Source organism: uncultured Fibrella sp., from assembly GCF_964250085.1.
In the GTDB taxonomy this organism is placed as follows: Bacteria; Bacteroidota; Bacteroidia; order Cytophagales; family Spirosomataceae; genus Fibrella.
Genome location: NZ_CAXUEC010000009.1, coordinates 128868 through 142737, shown reverse-complemented (window position 1 = coordinate 142737; position 13870 = coordinate 128868). Strand labels below are relative to the sequence as shown.

At 51.5% G+C, this 13870-nt stretch carries 11 protein-coding genes; 2 read left to right on the top strand and 9 right to left on the bottom strand.

Annotated elements, in window-relative coordinates; all coding sequences use genetic code 11:
* Window positions 1-40 precede the first annotated feature (40 nt).
* Entirely contained in the window at window positions 41-961 is a 921-nt protein-coding gene (locus ACFE8Q_RS23645; protein WP_375447910.1) for an AEC family transporter, read from the top strand.
* Window positions 962-1122: 161 nt separating this feature from the next.
* Here the strand turns inward: ACFE8Q_RS23645 and secG are convergent, their stop codons facing one another.
* The 5 genes from secG to miaB all read right to left on the bottom strand — a co-directional run bounded on the left by secG (window position 1123) and on the right by miaB (window position 5964).
* Window positions 1123-1512 (bottom strand): preprotein translocase subunit SecG, encoded by a 390-nt coding sequence (gene secG, locus ACFE8Q_RS23640; RefSeq protein WP_375447909.1) that lies wholly within the window; start codon window positions 1510-1512, stop codon window positions 1123-1125.
* A 43-nt stretch (window positions 1513-1555) separates the two neighbouring features.
* Window positions 1556-2416, bottom strand: coding sequence for a hypothetical protein (locus tag ACFE8Q_RS23635; protein WP_375447908.1), 861 nt, complete (start codon window positions 2414-2416; stop codon window positions 1556-1558).
* Window positions 2417-2501: 85 nt separating this feature from the next.
* Complete coding sequence (gene lptE / locus ACFE8Q_RS23630; protein WP_375447907.1) at window positions 2502-2966, bottom strand: LPS assembly lipoprotein LptE; 465 nt, start codon at window positions 2964-2966, stop codon at window positions 2502-2504.
* 97 nt (window positions 2967-3063) lie between these two features.
* Window positions 3064-4440 carry a sigma-54 interaction domain-containing protein gene (locus tag ACFE8Q_RS23625; protein ID WP_375447906.1) on the bottom strand — a complete coding sequence of 459 codons (1377 nt, stop codon included), beginning with the start codon at window positions 4438-4440 and terminating at the stop codon, window positions 3064-3066.
* 99 nt (window positions 4441-4539) lie between these two features.
* On the bottom strand, window positions 4540-5964 hold the full coding sequence (gene miaB / locus ACFE8Q_RS23620; RefSeq protein ID WP_375447905.1) for a tRNA (N6-isopentenyl adenosine(37)-C2)-methylthiotransferase MiaB: 1425 nt from the start codon (window positions 5962-5964) through the stop codon (window positions 4540-4542).
* Between the two features lie 271 nt (window positions 5965-6235).
* Between miaB and ACFE8Q_RS23615 the strand changes: the two genes are divergently transcribed.
* Window positions 6236-7591: a tetratricopeptide repeat protein gene (locus tag ACFE8Q_RS23615; protein ID WP_375447904.1), complete on the top strand. Its 1356-nt coding sequence runs from the start codon at window positions 6236-6238 to the stop codon at window positions 7589-7591.
* A 61-nt stretch (window positions 7592-7652) separates the two neighbouring features.
* On the opposite strand, the gene ACFE8Q_RS23610 is transcribed toward ACFE8Q_RS23615, so the two are convergent.
* The 4 genes from ACFE8Q_RS23610 to ACFE8Q_RS23595 all read right to left on the bottom strand — a co-directional run bounded on the left by ACFE8Q_RS23610 (window position 7653) and on the right by ACFE8Q_RS23595 (window position 13843).
* On the bottom strand, window positions 7653-10778 hold the full coding sequence (locus ACFE8Q_RS23610; RefSeq protein ID WP_375447903.1) for an efflux RND transporter permease subunit: 3126 nt from the start codon (window positions 10776-10778) through the stop codon (window positions 7653-7655).
* On the bottom strand, window positions 10775-11890 hold the full coding sequence (locus tag ACFE8Q_RS23605; RefSeq protein WP_375447902.1) for an efflux RND transporter periplasmic adaptor subunit: 1116 nt from the start codon (window positions 11888-11890) through the stop codon (window positions 10775-10777). The genes ACFE8Q_RS23610 and ACFE8Q_RS23605 overlap by 4 nt, the downstream gene beginning before the upstream one ends.
* Before the next feature lie 73 nt (window positions 11891-11963).
* Window positions 11964-12572 (bottom strand): hypothetical protein, encoded by a 609-nt coding sequence (locus ACFE8Q_RS23600; RefSeq protein ID WP_375447901.1) that lies wholly within the window; start codon window positions 12570-12572, stop codon window positions 11964-11966.
* 8 nt (window positions 12573-12580) lie between these two features.
* On the bottom strand, window positions 12581-13843 hold the full coding sequence (locus ACFE8Q_RS23595) for a 6-bladed beta-propeller (RefSeq protein ID WP_375447900.1): 1263 nt from the start codon (window positions 13841-13843) through the stop codon (window positions 12581-12583).
* Between the last annotated feature and the right edge of the window lie 27 nt (window positions 13844-13870).

The following is a 13870-nucleotide window of genomic DNA, read 5'->3' as shown; positions in this document are numbered from 1 at the left end:
ATTCAACCAATACCCAAATTCCATTTAACCAATTTCCCCTATGGAGCAGGCCAATCTGGTTTTTTTAGTCACGTTGTGCATCGTTGGGTTGGGCTTCTCTTTGAAGCATTGGGGCGTTATCAGTGAACAGGACGGTAAAGTTGTATCGCGGTTGTTGATGCACACCACCTTCCCGGCGTTGATGATCGTGTCAACCCTGCACGTGCCGCTGACGGCTGCCCTGGTTGCTATTCCATTCGTCAGCATAGGGCTGGGCAGTGCGTTACTGCTACTCGCCTGGTTCATGCTTGCCGACCAGCCTGTTCGGTTGCGGGGCGTACTCACCATTGGTGTCGGTGCGTTCAATATCGGCCTGTTCGGCTTTCCGATTGTCGAGGGTATCTGGGGGCGCGACGCACTGGTCTATGCGGTGTTGTATGATATCGGAAACACCGTGGTTATCTTCGGGATCGTCTACCCAATCGGCTATTATTTTGCTTCGGGTGGCGTCGACAGGCCACCGGTTGGGGCCATACTACGTCGGGTTATGCGCCTGCCCCCATTCCTGGGAATGCTGCTGGGCTTAACGCTCAACGTGCTTTCGATTGACTTGCCACCAGTAGCGTTCAACGCGCTGGATACGTTGGCTAAGGCGAACAAGCCGCTTGTGCTGCTGCTGCTGGGTATTTACCTGAGTTTCCAGTTAGAAAAAACGCAGCAGTTTGCCATTTTCCGGCTGTTGGCACTACGGTACGCCGGTTGCTTTGCGGCCATCGCCCTGCTCTATGTCGTACTGCCCGACCCAACCCTGCTCCGTACCACACTCACGGTCTGTTGCCTACTGCCAGTAGGTATGACCGTGCTCCCTTTTTCCGACGAGTTCAATTTCGACTCTCGCGTGGCCGGTACGTTGGTCAACCTGTCGCTGATCATCAGTTTCGGGCTTCTCTGGCTGATGGTATTCTGGTTGGGGCTTGCTTAGGTAATTAGTAATTGGGTGATTAGTTAACTGGTTGGTAGGCAATTAATTGAGCGTCAGGAACCACTTGACCAGTTGCCTATTCACGAATTAACTGCGTAAAAACGAAGAACCCCGCCCGATTGCTCAGGTGGGGTTCTGCATGGAAAGTAAATGCGTTTCGCTTAGGGGCGTAGAGCCGACGCTGAGTTGCCGGGTGCCGCCGCTGCTGGTGCAGGAGCCTGCGCCGGAGCAGGACGGTTCTGAGCCGGGGCCATTGCCGCGCCTGGCAATGCCTTGGTAGCAGCGCGCTCAACGTTGGCACTGTTGATCAGGCCAGCACCCGTTTTGTCGACGAGCGCGTATGTAGAGAGAACCAGTACCATCACGCCGATGCCGAGGCCCCAGGTGATCTGCTCAACGACGTCGGTCGTTTTTTTAACGCCCATCAACTGGTTTGAGCCAAGGCCACCGAGTTCGCCCGATAGGCCGCCGCCTTTTGAATTCTGAATCAATACGACCAGAATCAACAGAACGGTCAGAATGCAAATGAGAACAATAATTGTGGTTACCATGAACTTGGTTAATACGGTTAACTATACAGTGGCGATGTCTTTCTCAGCTACCGGCAATGGGTTGTGCCTCTTTGATTTCACTGATTTTGGCCGCAAAGTACGCGGTTTTATCTGGGTTTTTCAAGGCCAGTTTCTCGTAAATCTCTATGGCTTTGCTATACTTGCCTTGTTTGCACAAAATCTTGGCGAAACTTTCGGTCACCAGCCCACCAACTATTGGTGCTGGCTGGCTGCGTAAGGCCAAATCTTCCTGTTCGGCGGGCTCGCCCAGCCGACCGCGAACGGGCGCAATGCGCGGTTCGTTGCGAATAAAATTTTCAATGATTTCCAGTTGCCGCTTCCGGTCTTCGTCCATAATGCGCTGCCGGGCGGCGTTGCTGTCTTCTTCGGTCGCCACTTGTTCTTCCAGGGCCAGTTCAGCATGAATCGCTTCTTCGGCCAGGGTCGGATCATCAACGGGCGGTGTTGATTCGGCCAGGCCCAACGATTCGGGATTGGTAAAAGACAGCTTCGGAATAGAGAGCAACGACATGGGCATGCTTCCCGCCACACCCGGTTTGTTGCGGTAAAGGGCGTAACTCTCATGCTGGTAATCGTCGGGGATAGGCACCTGCCGCGAAGCCAGTTCGTTCAGCTTTAGCAACAGATTATCAGACCACTGGAACTCGTTATCGATCAGTTTGCGCAGCGCGTTTCGGCTTAGCGCGTGGGCTGCTGCCCGCCGAACAAGCGGAACCGTCTGCCCTTTCTGATGCATGGAAGCGGCTTTTGCCGTCAGCGTATACAGGGCCTGACAATAGGGGTATTCCACCAGACTGTCCTGCAACTGCTGGAAGTCAGCGGCAGTCAGATCATTGGGGTGGGTTACCCAATACGAAAAGGTTTCTTTATCAATTGGCGGCATGAACGAGGCTTGGTGTCACTGGGATTGGCGAAGCTACAAAGAACTCGGCATTTTTCACAGTGGCCCGCCGCTTGCTTACTGTCGGTTACCAGTCGGCGGCAGTCTTGTTGAAAACGTCGAGCACAAGCTGATCCAGAATGAGTGGTACCAATTGCCCTTCATTCTGGCTGAGGGTCTGGTTCTGCGGAAAATCTTTATAGAACGAAAACGCCTGATCAAAGCTTTTGGTATCGTCTTTGGCGTTGGTGAAACGTACCTGAATCGTAATCTGAAGGCGGTTGAGCCCGGCCTGGTCATTGGCCGTGGGAGCCACCGCAATCAGGTCATAACCCGTTACAGTCCCTTCCAATGCCATATCGCCCCCCGACGGAATCACTTTCAGGTTGGTGTAGCGCTGGTAATATTCCTTTAGTTTCTCGGTCAGATTCAGTGGTAAGTTGGCCGGCCCACCCGCCGTTTGCAGCGTGAAGTTATTGATCGTAACGGTCTTGATATCCGGTGAAAGCGTGGTGCCCGAAAACGAGTAAACGCCGCAGCTTTCAATGATCAATGAACAACTAACAACGATCAGAAATGTTACTAGTCTACTGATAGATGGCAGCCGGTCAAGAACAGTTGATAACTGATCATTGATCATTGTTAACTGCCTACTCTTCATCAATTTCATACTGCTTTATTTTACGGTAGAGTGTGCGTTCTGAAATGCCGAGTGCCTGTGCGGCGTATTTCCGTTTGTTGTTGTTCCGGCGAAGCGCCTTCACAATCATCTCTTTCTCTTTCTTCTCCAGCGACAGCGAATCGTCTTCCTCGGTTTCGTGGCTCACATCTTCAACGGTGGCCTCGTTGAGGTCGCCATCCGTGTCGTCGTAGACCTCTACCGCAGGGTGGCCATAGTCGGGTTCGTAAGCAGGCGCGGCGGGACGCGGAGCTGCACTGGCGGGGCGGCTACCATCGGGCAGCAAGCGGGCGTAATTCGGCTCGCGCGCGCCAGCATCGGCATAATCGTTGGTGCCTTCACCCCCCACCGACTCAAACAGGTCGCGGTGATTGTTGAGCACCTGAGGGCCGTATGCTTCGTTGTTCAGCACATCGCGAACGAGCCTTTTCAGGTCGTTCATATCGCGGCGCATATCAAACAATACTTTATAGAGTAGTTCGCGCTCCGAAAAAGAATCGGCGGGCCCTGTCCCTGAGGCGGTCAGGGCCATCGACGAGCTACCCGGTGCCTTGGGGCTGGGCAGGTACCTGGCCAGCACTTCACTGTCGATCGGTTTGTTCTGTTCTGATTCGAGGATGGATATCTGCTCGGCGAAGTTTTTCAACTGCCGGATGTTGCCCGGAAACGGGTAATTCAGCAGCATCCGTTTCGCATCGTCGGTCAGTTGGATGGGCTTGATCCGGTAACGCTCGGCAAAATCGGTGGTGAATTTGCGGAAGAGCAGGTCAATGTCGTTGCCTCGTTCACGGAGGGGCGGCACAAAAATCGGAACGGTGTTGAGCCGGTAATAGAGGTCTTCGCGGAAGCGTCCTTTTTCAACCGCAGCCAGCAGATTCACGTTGGTAGCGGCTACCACACGCACATCCGTCTTCTGCACTTTCGACGAGCCTACGCGGATAAACTCGCCGTTTTCAAGCACGCGCAGCAGGCGAGCCTGCGTACCCAGAGGCATCTCTCCGATTTCGTCGAGAAAAATGGTGCCGCCGTTGGTGGTTTCGAAATAGCCTTTCCGCTGATCAACGGCACCGGTAAATGAGCCTTTTTCGTGACCAAATAGCTCAGAATCAATGGTTCCTTCCGGGATCGCCCCGCAGTTGATGGCAATAAACTGCCCATGTTTACGGGCACTTAGGCTATGAATGATTTTGGAGAACGACTCTTTACCACTCCCGCTTTCGCCCGTAATAAGTACGGTCAGATCGGTAGCGGCCACCTGCGTTGCCACGCTGATCGCGTAGTTCAGGGCGGCTGCATTGCCGATGATGCCGAACCGATTTTTAGCTGCCTGGATTTCCTGTATATTCATTAAAAAGATCATTAAGTGGTCATTCGTGGTCATTAAGTGGTCATTCATGGTGTGGGCCTTGAAAACGATCAATGACTACGAATGACTACGAATGACTACTCAATGACTAACTATTGTTCCAATCAGCGTGGCTGACGAGCACTCGGTGATAAGCACGTTGACATAATCTCCCTTCTGGTACGTACCCTTCGGAAACACAACCACTTTGTTCTGGTCGTTGCGGCCCGACAGGTCAGCGTCCGAGCGTTTTGAGGGCCCTTCGGCCAGCACCCGATGGATTTGCCCGATATGACGTTTATTACGTTCCAGCGACAGTTGCAACTGCAGGTCGATGATTTCGGCGAGGCGTCGTTTTTTTACGGCCTCAGGTACGTCGTCTTTGTATTTTTTGGCCGCTAACGTACCTGGCCGCTCCGAATAGGCAAACATGTAGCCGTAGTCGTAGCGGGCATATCGCATCAGCGAGAGCGTATCCTGGTGTTCTTCTTCGGTTTCGGAGCAGAACCCCGAGATCATATCGTGCGTGATGCCGCAGTCTTCGCCCAGGATGGCCCGAATACGGTCGATCTTTTGCAGGTACCACTCCCGGTTGTAGGTACGGTTCATCAACTCCAGAATCCGACTGTTACCACTTTGGGCAGGTAGGTGAATATAATTGCATATGTTGTCGTACTGCGCTATGGTGTACAGTACCTCATCGGTGATGTCTTTAGGATGCGAAGTTGAGAAGCGTACCCGCAAGTCGGGACTGATGCGCGCCACACGTGCCAGCAGAGCGGCGAAGGTGACATCTTCCTCATCGGCCGACCGCCACTTATACGAGTCTACGTTCTGGCCAAGGAGCGTTACTTCCTTGTAGCCGTCGGCAACGAGTTGTTCCGCTTCGCGAACAATACTGTCGGCATCGCGGCTACGTTCGCGGCCACGGGTGAATGGCACCACGCAGAAGCTACACATGTTGTCGCACCCACGCATGATTGAAATGAGCGCCGTGATGCCGTTTGAGTTTAATCTGACGGGCGCAATGTCGGCGTATGTTTCTTCACGGGATAGAAAAACGTTTACGGCTTTCTGACCCGTTTCGGCTTCGTCGACCAGCTTGGGAATATCACGGTACGCATCAGGACCGGCCACAATGTCAACAATCTGTTCTTCTTCCAGAAGCTGGGTTTTCAGCCGTTCGGCCATGCAGCCCAGCATACCAACCAGCAGTTCGGGCTTCTTCTTCTTATACGTGTTGAGTTGCTTTAGCCGGTGCCGAACTTTTTGTTCGGCATTATCGCGGATGGCACAGGTATTCAGGAAAATAAGGTCGGCGTCTTCGGCCGACGATGTGGTCGCAAACCCGGCATTGCGCATAACGGCCGCCACAATCTCCGAATCGGAGAAATTCATCTGGCAGCCATAGCTCTCAATGTACAGCCGCTTTTTGCCTTCGGCCAGTTCATCAACCGAGGTGCGGGGCAGGTCAACAGGTTCTTTATCGTTGGTCGACAGGATGGTTAATTCAGCAATGCGTTCCATAATATAGTCTAGAGACAGGCGTGTCTCGTCTGGTCATAGTCGATACCGCAAAGGTACAAAGATTCAGTCGACTTGGCTGACAGATTGTCAGGCTATGGATGATGTTGAGGCGTTAAAAAACTGAAAAGCTTTAATTCTATGGGTATTATAGATATATAAATATATACACTTTATATATAAAAATTTAATAGTGTCAACTTGTTCGTAACAGGTAAGCCACATAGATTTGAATCCCTAACAAAATAAGTGTGAACTATTTTAAACAGCCTAAATGAAAAAAATTTACGTATCCCTTTGCACAGCAAGTCTTGGTTTGCTGCTATCGTCGGTTGCTCTGGGTCAACAAACCGCCGTTGATTTCTTCAACGAAGGCATTCAGAAAAGTAACGCCAAGGATTTCACCGGTGCGCTCCAGGCTTTTACTACCGCCATTATTCTGAATCCGGAAAATGCACCAAGTTATTACAACAGGGCGTTGGCCAAGAGCAGTTTGAATGACCTTCAGGGATCAATTGCTGATCTTGATCAGGCTATCGAACTGAATTCGCAGGATGCCAACGCGTATCTCTATCGGGGTGTAAGTCGCTCTAAACTGGAGGATTACCGGGGGGCGATGCAGGACTTCAACCGCTCGATTGAGTTGAGCCCGAATGATGCGTTCCTGTACTACAACCGGGGCCTTTGCCGGTCGCAGATGAACTACCTGGCCAGTGCCTTGACCGACTACAACAAGGCAGCAACGCTGGCACCTAACGACGCAAACATACTGACCGCCCGAGGGAATTGTAAAAATAGCCTGACCGATTTCAAAAGCGCACTGGCCGATTTTGGCCTGGCCCTGGAAAAGGCACCCAACAAAACCAACGCCCTGGCTGGACGTGGCTACGCCCGGTTCAAGCTGGAAGATTACAAAGGGTCGCTGGCCGATTTTTCGCGGGCCATCGAACTTAGCCCGCAGGATGCTGATCTGTTTTACAAGCGTGGCCTGGTCAAAACCCGCCTGGGTGAATTCGACAATGCCATTGCCGATTACAACAAAACGCTGGAGTTGAACCCCAATCACTTCAGGGCGTTCTTCAGCCGTGGTTTCTGTCGAAGCCGGTCGGGAAACACTAAAGTAGCCCTAGCCGATCTCGATAAGTCGATCGAGATGGATAACCGGAGCCTGCAAACCAAATCGTATTACAGCGAATTTATCACGCAGAATCTGCTGCCGTTGCTGGCCACGGTGGTGCAGGAGCGGTACAAAGTAGCCGAACTGAGCGAAGACCGGGCCGATGCCTACATGGTTCGGGGTATTCTGAAAAACTCGACCGGTGATGGTAAACCCGCTCTGCTCGACCTGAACCGGGCTGTTGAACTGAATCCAATTAATTCAGAAGCTTATTTTATCCGGGGTATCATCCGTTCGTCGCTGGGCGATCAGAAAGGGGCCATGATCGATTGCAATAGCACCGTAAAACTGAATCCACGCCACGCCGAGGCGTACTACCTGCGGGGTATCATTCGGTACGATGGTGGCGATGAAGTAGCGGGTTGTGGTGATCTAAGCCGTGCCGGTGAGCTTGGGTACGTTCAGGCTTACAAGCTGATCACGGATCGGTGCAACAAGGTGGCTCGTCAATAACGTTCTGCACTTTTGCCCAAACAGCCCCGCTTCTGTGCCAGAGGCGGGGCTGTTTTTTGTCTCAGGTACGTTGCCTGCGGCGGGCCAGCCACCAGTAGAGGAGCGGAATCACCGTCCAGGAGGCCAGCACGCCCACACACATGCCACCAATGACAGCAAGGGCCAGGGGTTGCTGCAACTCCGAGCCAAGGCCGCCACTGAACAATACCGGCAGCAGGCCCAGCACCGTGGTCATGAATGTCATGATCTGCGATTTCAGCCGCCGCTGCCCGCCCAGCCAGATGGCCTCCCGCAGCGACATGGTGGATGCGCCCCGGTTCATGGTGTCGATTTTCAGGATCGAATCGTTATCGAGTAGCCCAATCAGGACCACCATGCCAATGGCCGACAGCACGTTGAGGCTGTTGCCGAAGAGGTACAACGCCCAAACGGCCCCGGCCAGCCCCAGCAGCACAATGAGCATCACAATCAGCGGCTGTTGTAGTGACTCGAACTGCGCCACCAGAATGCAGAACAGCAGTGCAATGGCCACGGCCACAATGCTGGTAAGTTCGGTTAGGTACGTTCGGTCGCGGAAATACCGCCCCGACCAACTGAGCAGGATGCCCGGTTCGGTCTGCAACGCCGCGCCCACCCGGTGCTGTAGCTGAGGGGCCGTGTGTGAATCGGTCTCGAAATCGAACGGGACGAAGGGACCTTCATGGTCGGCATACACCACGGCATAGTCGGTGGTGGGGGTAACGGTGATGAGGCTGCGCAATGGAACGGCTTGTTTTTGCCGGTTATACACAAACGTGTTTTGCCAGTCGGTTTGCCGGGTTGGCCCTGATAGCAGAATAGGCATAAACCGTTGCTCGCCCTGGAGGTTGCTGATGGCGTTGTTGTTGAAAACCGTTTTCAAGGTCTGCACCACCAGGTCTTCAGGTACGTCGTAGATCAGCAGTTTCTCAGTCAGCAACTGAACGGTCAGTTGTGTTTGTTGTCGCACCGGCTGCCCCGGCGAACCGCTCGAAGTGGTTGCCTGCGCCAGCAATTGCCCGATGTGGGTGGCCACGGAGGGCGATGGAAGCTGCTGACCCTGTGTGTTATAGACATGTAAACGCAGTGGTGGCTCAGCCGTGCCAAACACCTGCTCGAACACGTTGCGCGCGGGTTGAATCGTGACCGCCGCCGCCGGATACTGTTGTCGAAGTTGTTCCGTTAAGCGGATTGAGAGGCGGTTGAAGTCGGTTTCGGAATTGGCCCTGATACTAAGCATCGTTTCGTTTTCGGTCTGCTGCAACTGCCGGTTCAGTAAAAACTGCTGCTGCCCCACAAACGCACTCACATAGACCGGCGCGGGTGTTAATCCTCCCGTAAGCTGCCCAATGCGGCGTTGGTTTTCGACTACGGTGAGCGGTTCGTTCCAGTCGATAAACGCTTCGAGTTCGGTGCGGCTCACATCGGGCATACCCCGTTTGTCGATCCGGCCCGCCATCCAGACGGCCCCGGCCAGCAACGTACCCAGCCCCACAGCAAGGCCCCACTTGAACCGGAATGCTGCCCTGAATGTGGCGTTGTAGGCTGCCTCCAGCCAGCGGGTAACGCGCGTGGGCGGAAGCACCTGCCGCGTTTGCTGGTGCCGGTATATGAGGAAATACAGCACGGGCACCAGCGTGTAGGAACACAACAGCGAAATGCCTAGCGCCAGCGATACCGACACGGCCTGATCGAAAAACAAGGCACCCGCCAGGCCACTGAGCAGCAACAGGGGCAGAAAAACTGCCGAGTTGGTTAGCACCGACGTAAACAGCGGCCGGATAACCTCGTCGGCCCCGGCTACGCAGCTTTCATCGACGGATAAGCCTTCGTCGCGTTTGTCTTCAACGTTTTCCAGAATGATGATGGCACTGTCCACAATTTCGCCCATGCCCAGCACCAGCCCCGCCAGCGACACAATGTTGATGGATAACCCCAGCAGAAAAAAGCCCAGAAACGTAATGGCAATAGACACCGGAATAACCAGCCCCACCAGTACCGGTATTCGCCAGTCGCGCATGAATAGAAAGATGAGGCAGAAGGTAAGAAACGCGCCCGTCAGCAGGTTGCTAATCAGGTTGTTGATCGACAGGTCGAGCAGTTCGGTCTGATCCTGACTCAGGGCAAAATCGAGTTGGGGGTAATCGGTTTTGAACTGGGTCAGCAACGTACCCAGCTCGCGGCGCAGGTTGAGCAATTGCGCGTCGCTTTGCTTGATGATCGCCAGCCCCAGCCCCCGCTTGCCATTGAATGTATACACCCCGCGCAGCGGCTGTTCGCGCAGGGTGATTGTGGCTATGTCGCGCAGAGCCAGCAACCGCCGGGGTACGTCGAGGCGGCTTTCCTGGGCGTTCAGTACGTTATCGGCAAAGTAGCTCACACGCGGGTCGTTTTGCGCCAGGGCACCAGACGTACCTGAGCCACCCACCACAAGGGCAATGCGGCCAATGTCGTCGATGGTGCGCAATACCGACGAAAACCGGATGTTGTACTGGTAGGGTCCTTCGCGTACGCTGAAATTGCCCGGTTGTGCGTTTGCCTGTTTAATGGCTTCGGCCACCTGCTGTTCGCTCAGGCCCAGACCGGCCAGCTTGCCCGCATCCACCTGCACTAAGGCCTCTGGCTGCGACCCGCCCGTCATGTCCACAAGGGCTACGTCGGGCAGTTGCTCGATGCGGCGTTTCAGCACGTTTTCGCCCAACTCGCTCAGGGCCAGAAAGTCGTTCTGATAACCCCGCCCCGGCAACACGTTGAGGGTAAACACCGGAATATCGCCCGCCCCGGCCTTGATCACTTTGGGGCGTTCCAGATCGCGGGGCAACTGGTTCAGAATACCGTCGATCTTCTCGTTTGTTTCCAGATACGCCAGCCGGGTGTTGGTGCCGTAGGCGAACCGGAGCGTCAGCACCGAGAGGCCGTCCTGCGTTACGCTGTTGATGTCGTCTACATGGGCCACCTGCACCAACTGATTGCGTAAGGGCTGCTCGATAATGCGTTGCAACTCCCGCGCCGAGGCCGACGGATAGCTGGCCTGCACCGTAATTTCGGGGACGGGAATATCGGGCAACAGTGATACGGGCAACTGCCTGAACGCCAGTATGCCCAGCACCGTGAGCGCCAGCGTAACCACACACACGGCAATGGGCCGGTGTAGCAGGTAGCGGATCATGGTTGCTGCACCGTTACGGGCGCATCGTGGCCCAGATTGACGTGTCCCGACACCAGCACCTGGTCGCCCGCCCTCAGCCCCTCGCTGATGGCTACCTCGGTTTCGTTTTCGTGGGCGATGGTTACGTAGTGCCACTTTGCCAGGCCTTTTTCGACGGTAAACACCACCTTGCGCCCGCTCCGCTCCACCACCGCCGACTTAGGAATAATGACCTGATTAGCGATGCGCCGCTCGATGACCACGCGGGCGTTCATGCCCTCGAACAGGGCCGCGTCGGGCCGGTCGAGGCGGGCTTTCACCAGCACCAGCCCCTGCCCGTTTACGAGCGGGTTGATCTCGGAAACGCGCCCGGCGTAGGTACGTTGGGGCAGGGCCACGGGCAGCACCCGCACCGATTGCCCCAATTGCACGGCGGCGAGTTCGCTCTCCAGCACCGAAAAATCCACCAGCAGGCCATCGCGGCTTAACAGGGTACAGAACGGTTCGTAAGACGTGATGAAGTTGAACGGTTTGGCCGACAGGTTGGCCACGCGCCCTGCGAAGGGAGCCCGCAGCACCGTGTAGTCGAGTTGTTGGCGTGCCTGCTCCAGGGCAGTCTGGGCGCGGTAGTAGCCGCTTTTGGTGAGCACAAACGCACGGGCATTGCGCGTGAGGCTGGTCGTATCCAGCTCAGTACCGCCATACTCGGCAATGAGCCCGCGCAGTTGGGCCTGCGCCTCACGTACCTGATCCTGCGCCACCCGCAGGGCCATCTGCTGATCGCGATCATCTAGCCGCGCCAACACCTGTCCGGCCGCTACACCACCTCCGTTACGAACTGTAATCTGATTGATAGTACCGCTAATGCGAAAGCTAAGTTTACTTTGAGCCTGTGCGCGAAGCAGGCCAGTCGCCGCCGTTGCAAGGGTGAACGTACCTGACAAGGCCGCCCGACTACGGACGGCAGGCGATTGATTAATGGCTTGATGATGGAGTAAAAGCGTATCAGCTTTTTCGGTAGTCGACGTAGCTGATTGGCAACTGGCCAACAACCCGAATCCGCCGCAACTAGCAAGTAGCAGCGAGTGAGTTATAATTATGGCACAAGGTGCATAGACAAGGGATTCAGCCAATCTCAGATGCAGTCTGTTTGAGTTGGGTTTGGTCAGAGTCATACGCGCATAACGGCATCTCTAAAACAGGCATCTATAATTGAAAATAGTTTTTTTTAACTACCTCAATGTAATTGAACGTGAGTTCTGGATCGAAACTGTTTGGAACGAATAAGTTTTTAACTGAAGAATCGGGTGATAAGATAAAGAAAAAAGGAACGTAGTGAATGTCGAATCCTAACTCTTTAAAATTCACACCCATTACGTTTATATTGCTTTTTCTTTCCTGAAACTCTACGTATGTACTTCTTAATTTTGAATTATCTACCAGCACAAGTATATTTTTCGGGTCTATTGATTCTGAAATTTTTTCCAATTGTTTAAATGTATTTTCATGGCAAGTATTACAAACACTTTCAGGAATAGAAAAAATCAGCTTTTCTCCATTGTTACACAATACAGATGATGTTACTAAATCGCCTGTAATTTTTTTGTATAAACTTGTAGAACTTATTCGTGATAGCCTGTTTTTAAACTCCAATAGTCTAAGCTCATGGGAGGCTTTTAATCGGTTACTGTTGAAATCAATATTTTTTTGTAGAATCGATAATTGTTCTTTATTCTGTTTGTTATTATTGATAGAATAGCTAACAGCAAGACCCAAGCCCATTAAGAATAAAGCCGACATGTATATGTTTTTCATCGTTCTTATTATTTGTAAGTCATTATCATGATGACTGGATTGGAGGTCAAATTAACATTTTTATGAAGAAGTGCTATATTCGAATTTGTACTGATTAACTTATTCCATCCATCGGTTGAAGAAGATTTTCTGATAGAGTCTAAGGTGTTTATAACAACTTCCGGCTCCAGAATTCTGAACGCTTTCTTATCGCTGAAATACATTGGAAATGTTTCACCAACGCGGATGCGTGTGCCTTTAAATACAAGATCATCCGCAAATTGATCTATAAGATAATAGTTTTGTTTGTTTTTATTAAACCACAAATAGTATACTGATTTAGCCTGAACAATTTGAGTGATTAATATATTGTCATTTTCGGCGAAGGAATTATAGTATAGGCCAGCAAATTCATTTTTTATGCGTGCGTTATTGAAATCTACGACGGATTCCATATTCTTATCGTAGAAATCATTTGATACTGCCTTAGTGCCGAAATTAAAGACGTATTTTGGATTTATTATTCCTGACTTGTAGGAAAAGATAGTGTCATTTCCTGAACAGGAGATAAGCAGTTCATTTTTATATCTGTAAAAATTATTGACATCTAAAAAACCTTCATACTTTATTCTTCTTTTATCGATAGGAAGGTAGTAAGATAGAACGCGCTCTTTAAGCTTATTGTACAGCAAAAACCTGCCATTATAGCTTGAAACCAACTCTTTATCTGCATAAAACAAATACTCTTCCGGCGAGGTTTGTTGAAACTGAAAAGACAATATTCCATGTTTCCAGTTTCTAATTAATTGACCCTTGTAATTAAATTCAAATACAGAGAAACTGTGATTGTCTAATACCTGAACCTTTTTGTTTTTGGTATCGACTATGAAATCTGTAATAGCTCTATATTGGTTTGGGGCTTCTCCTTGTTGATCGATTTTTGATAAGAATTGACCGGTATAGGTAAAAATAAAAATTTTTCCATTAGACTTTAGAAAGAATAAGCTATCTGCATTTACTAACTTATCTACTTTACCAACTAATATACCTTTAGGAGAAGATAGTATTTTATAGTCTATATTAGAGAAAATGTCAGAATAATTCACTATACCCTTTAATGAAATATCTACTGATATAGATGTTAGTTTGCCATTTTTCTGTACATTACTTTGTGATGCAGATGATGTATAGAATTGACTATTACTGTCATTATTATTACTATTACAAGCATACGAGATACAGCATATAATAAGCCAAATCGTAAAGATTTTATAAAACTTACATAAATTCATGTGGAAATAGATTTAGAGTACAGTTAT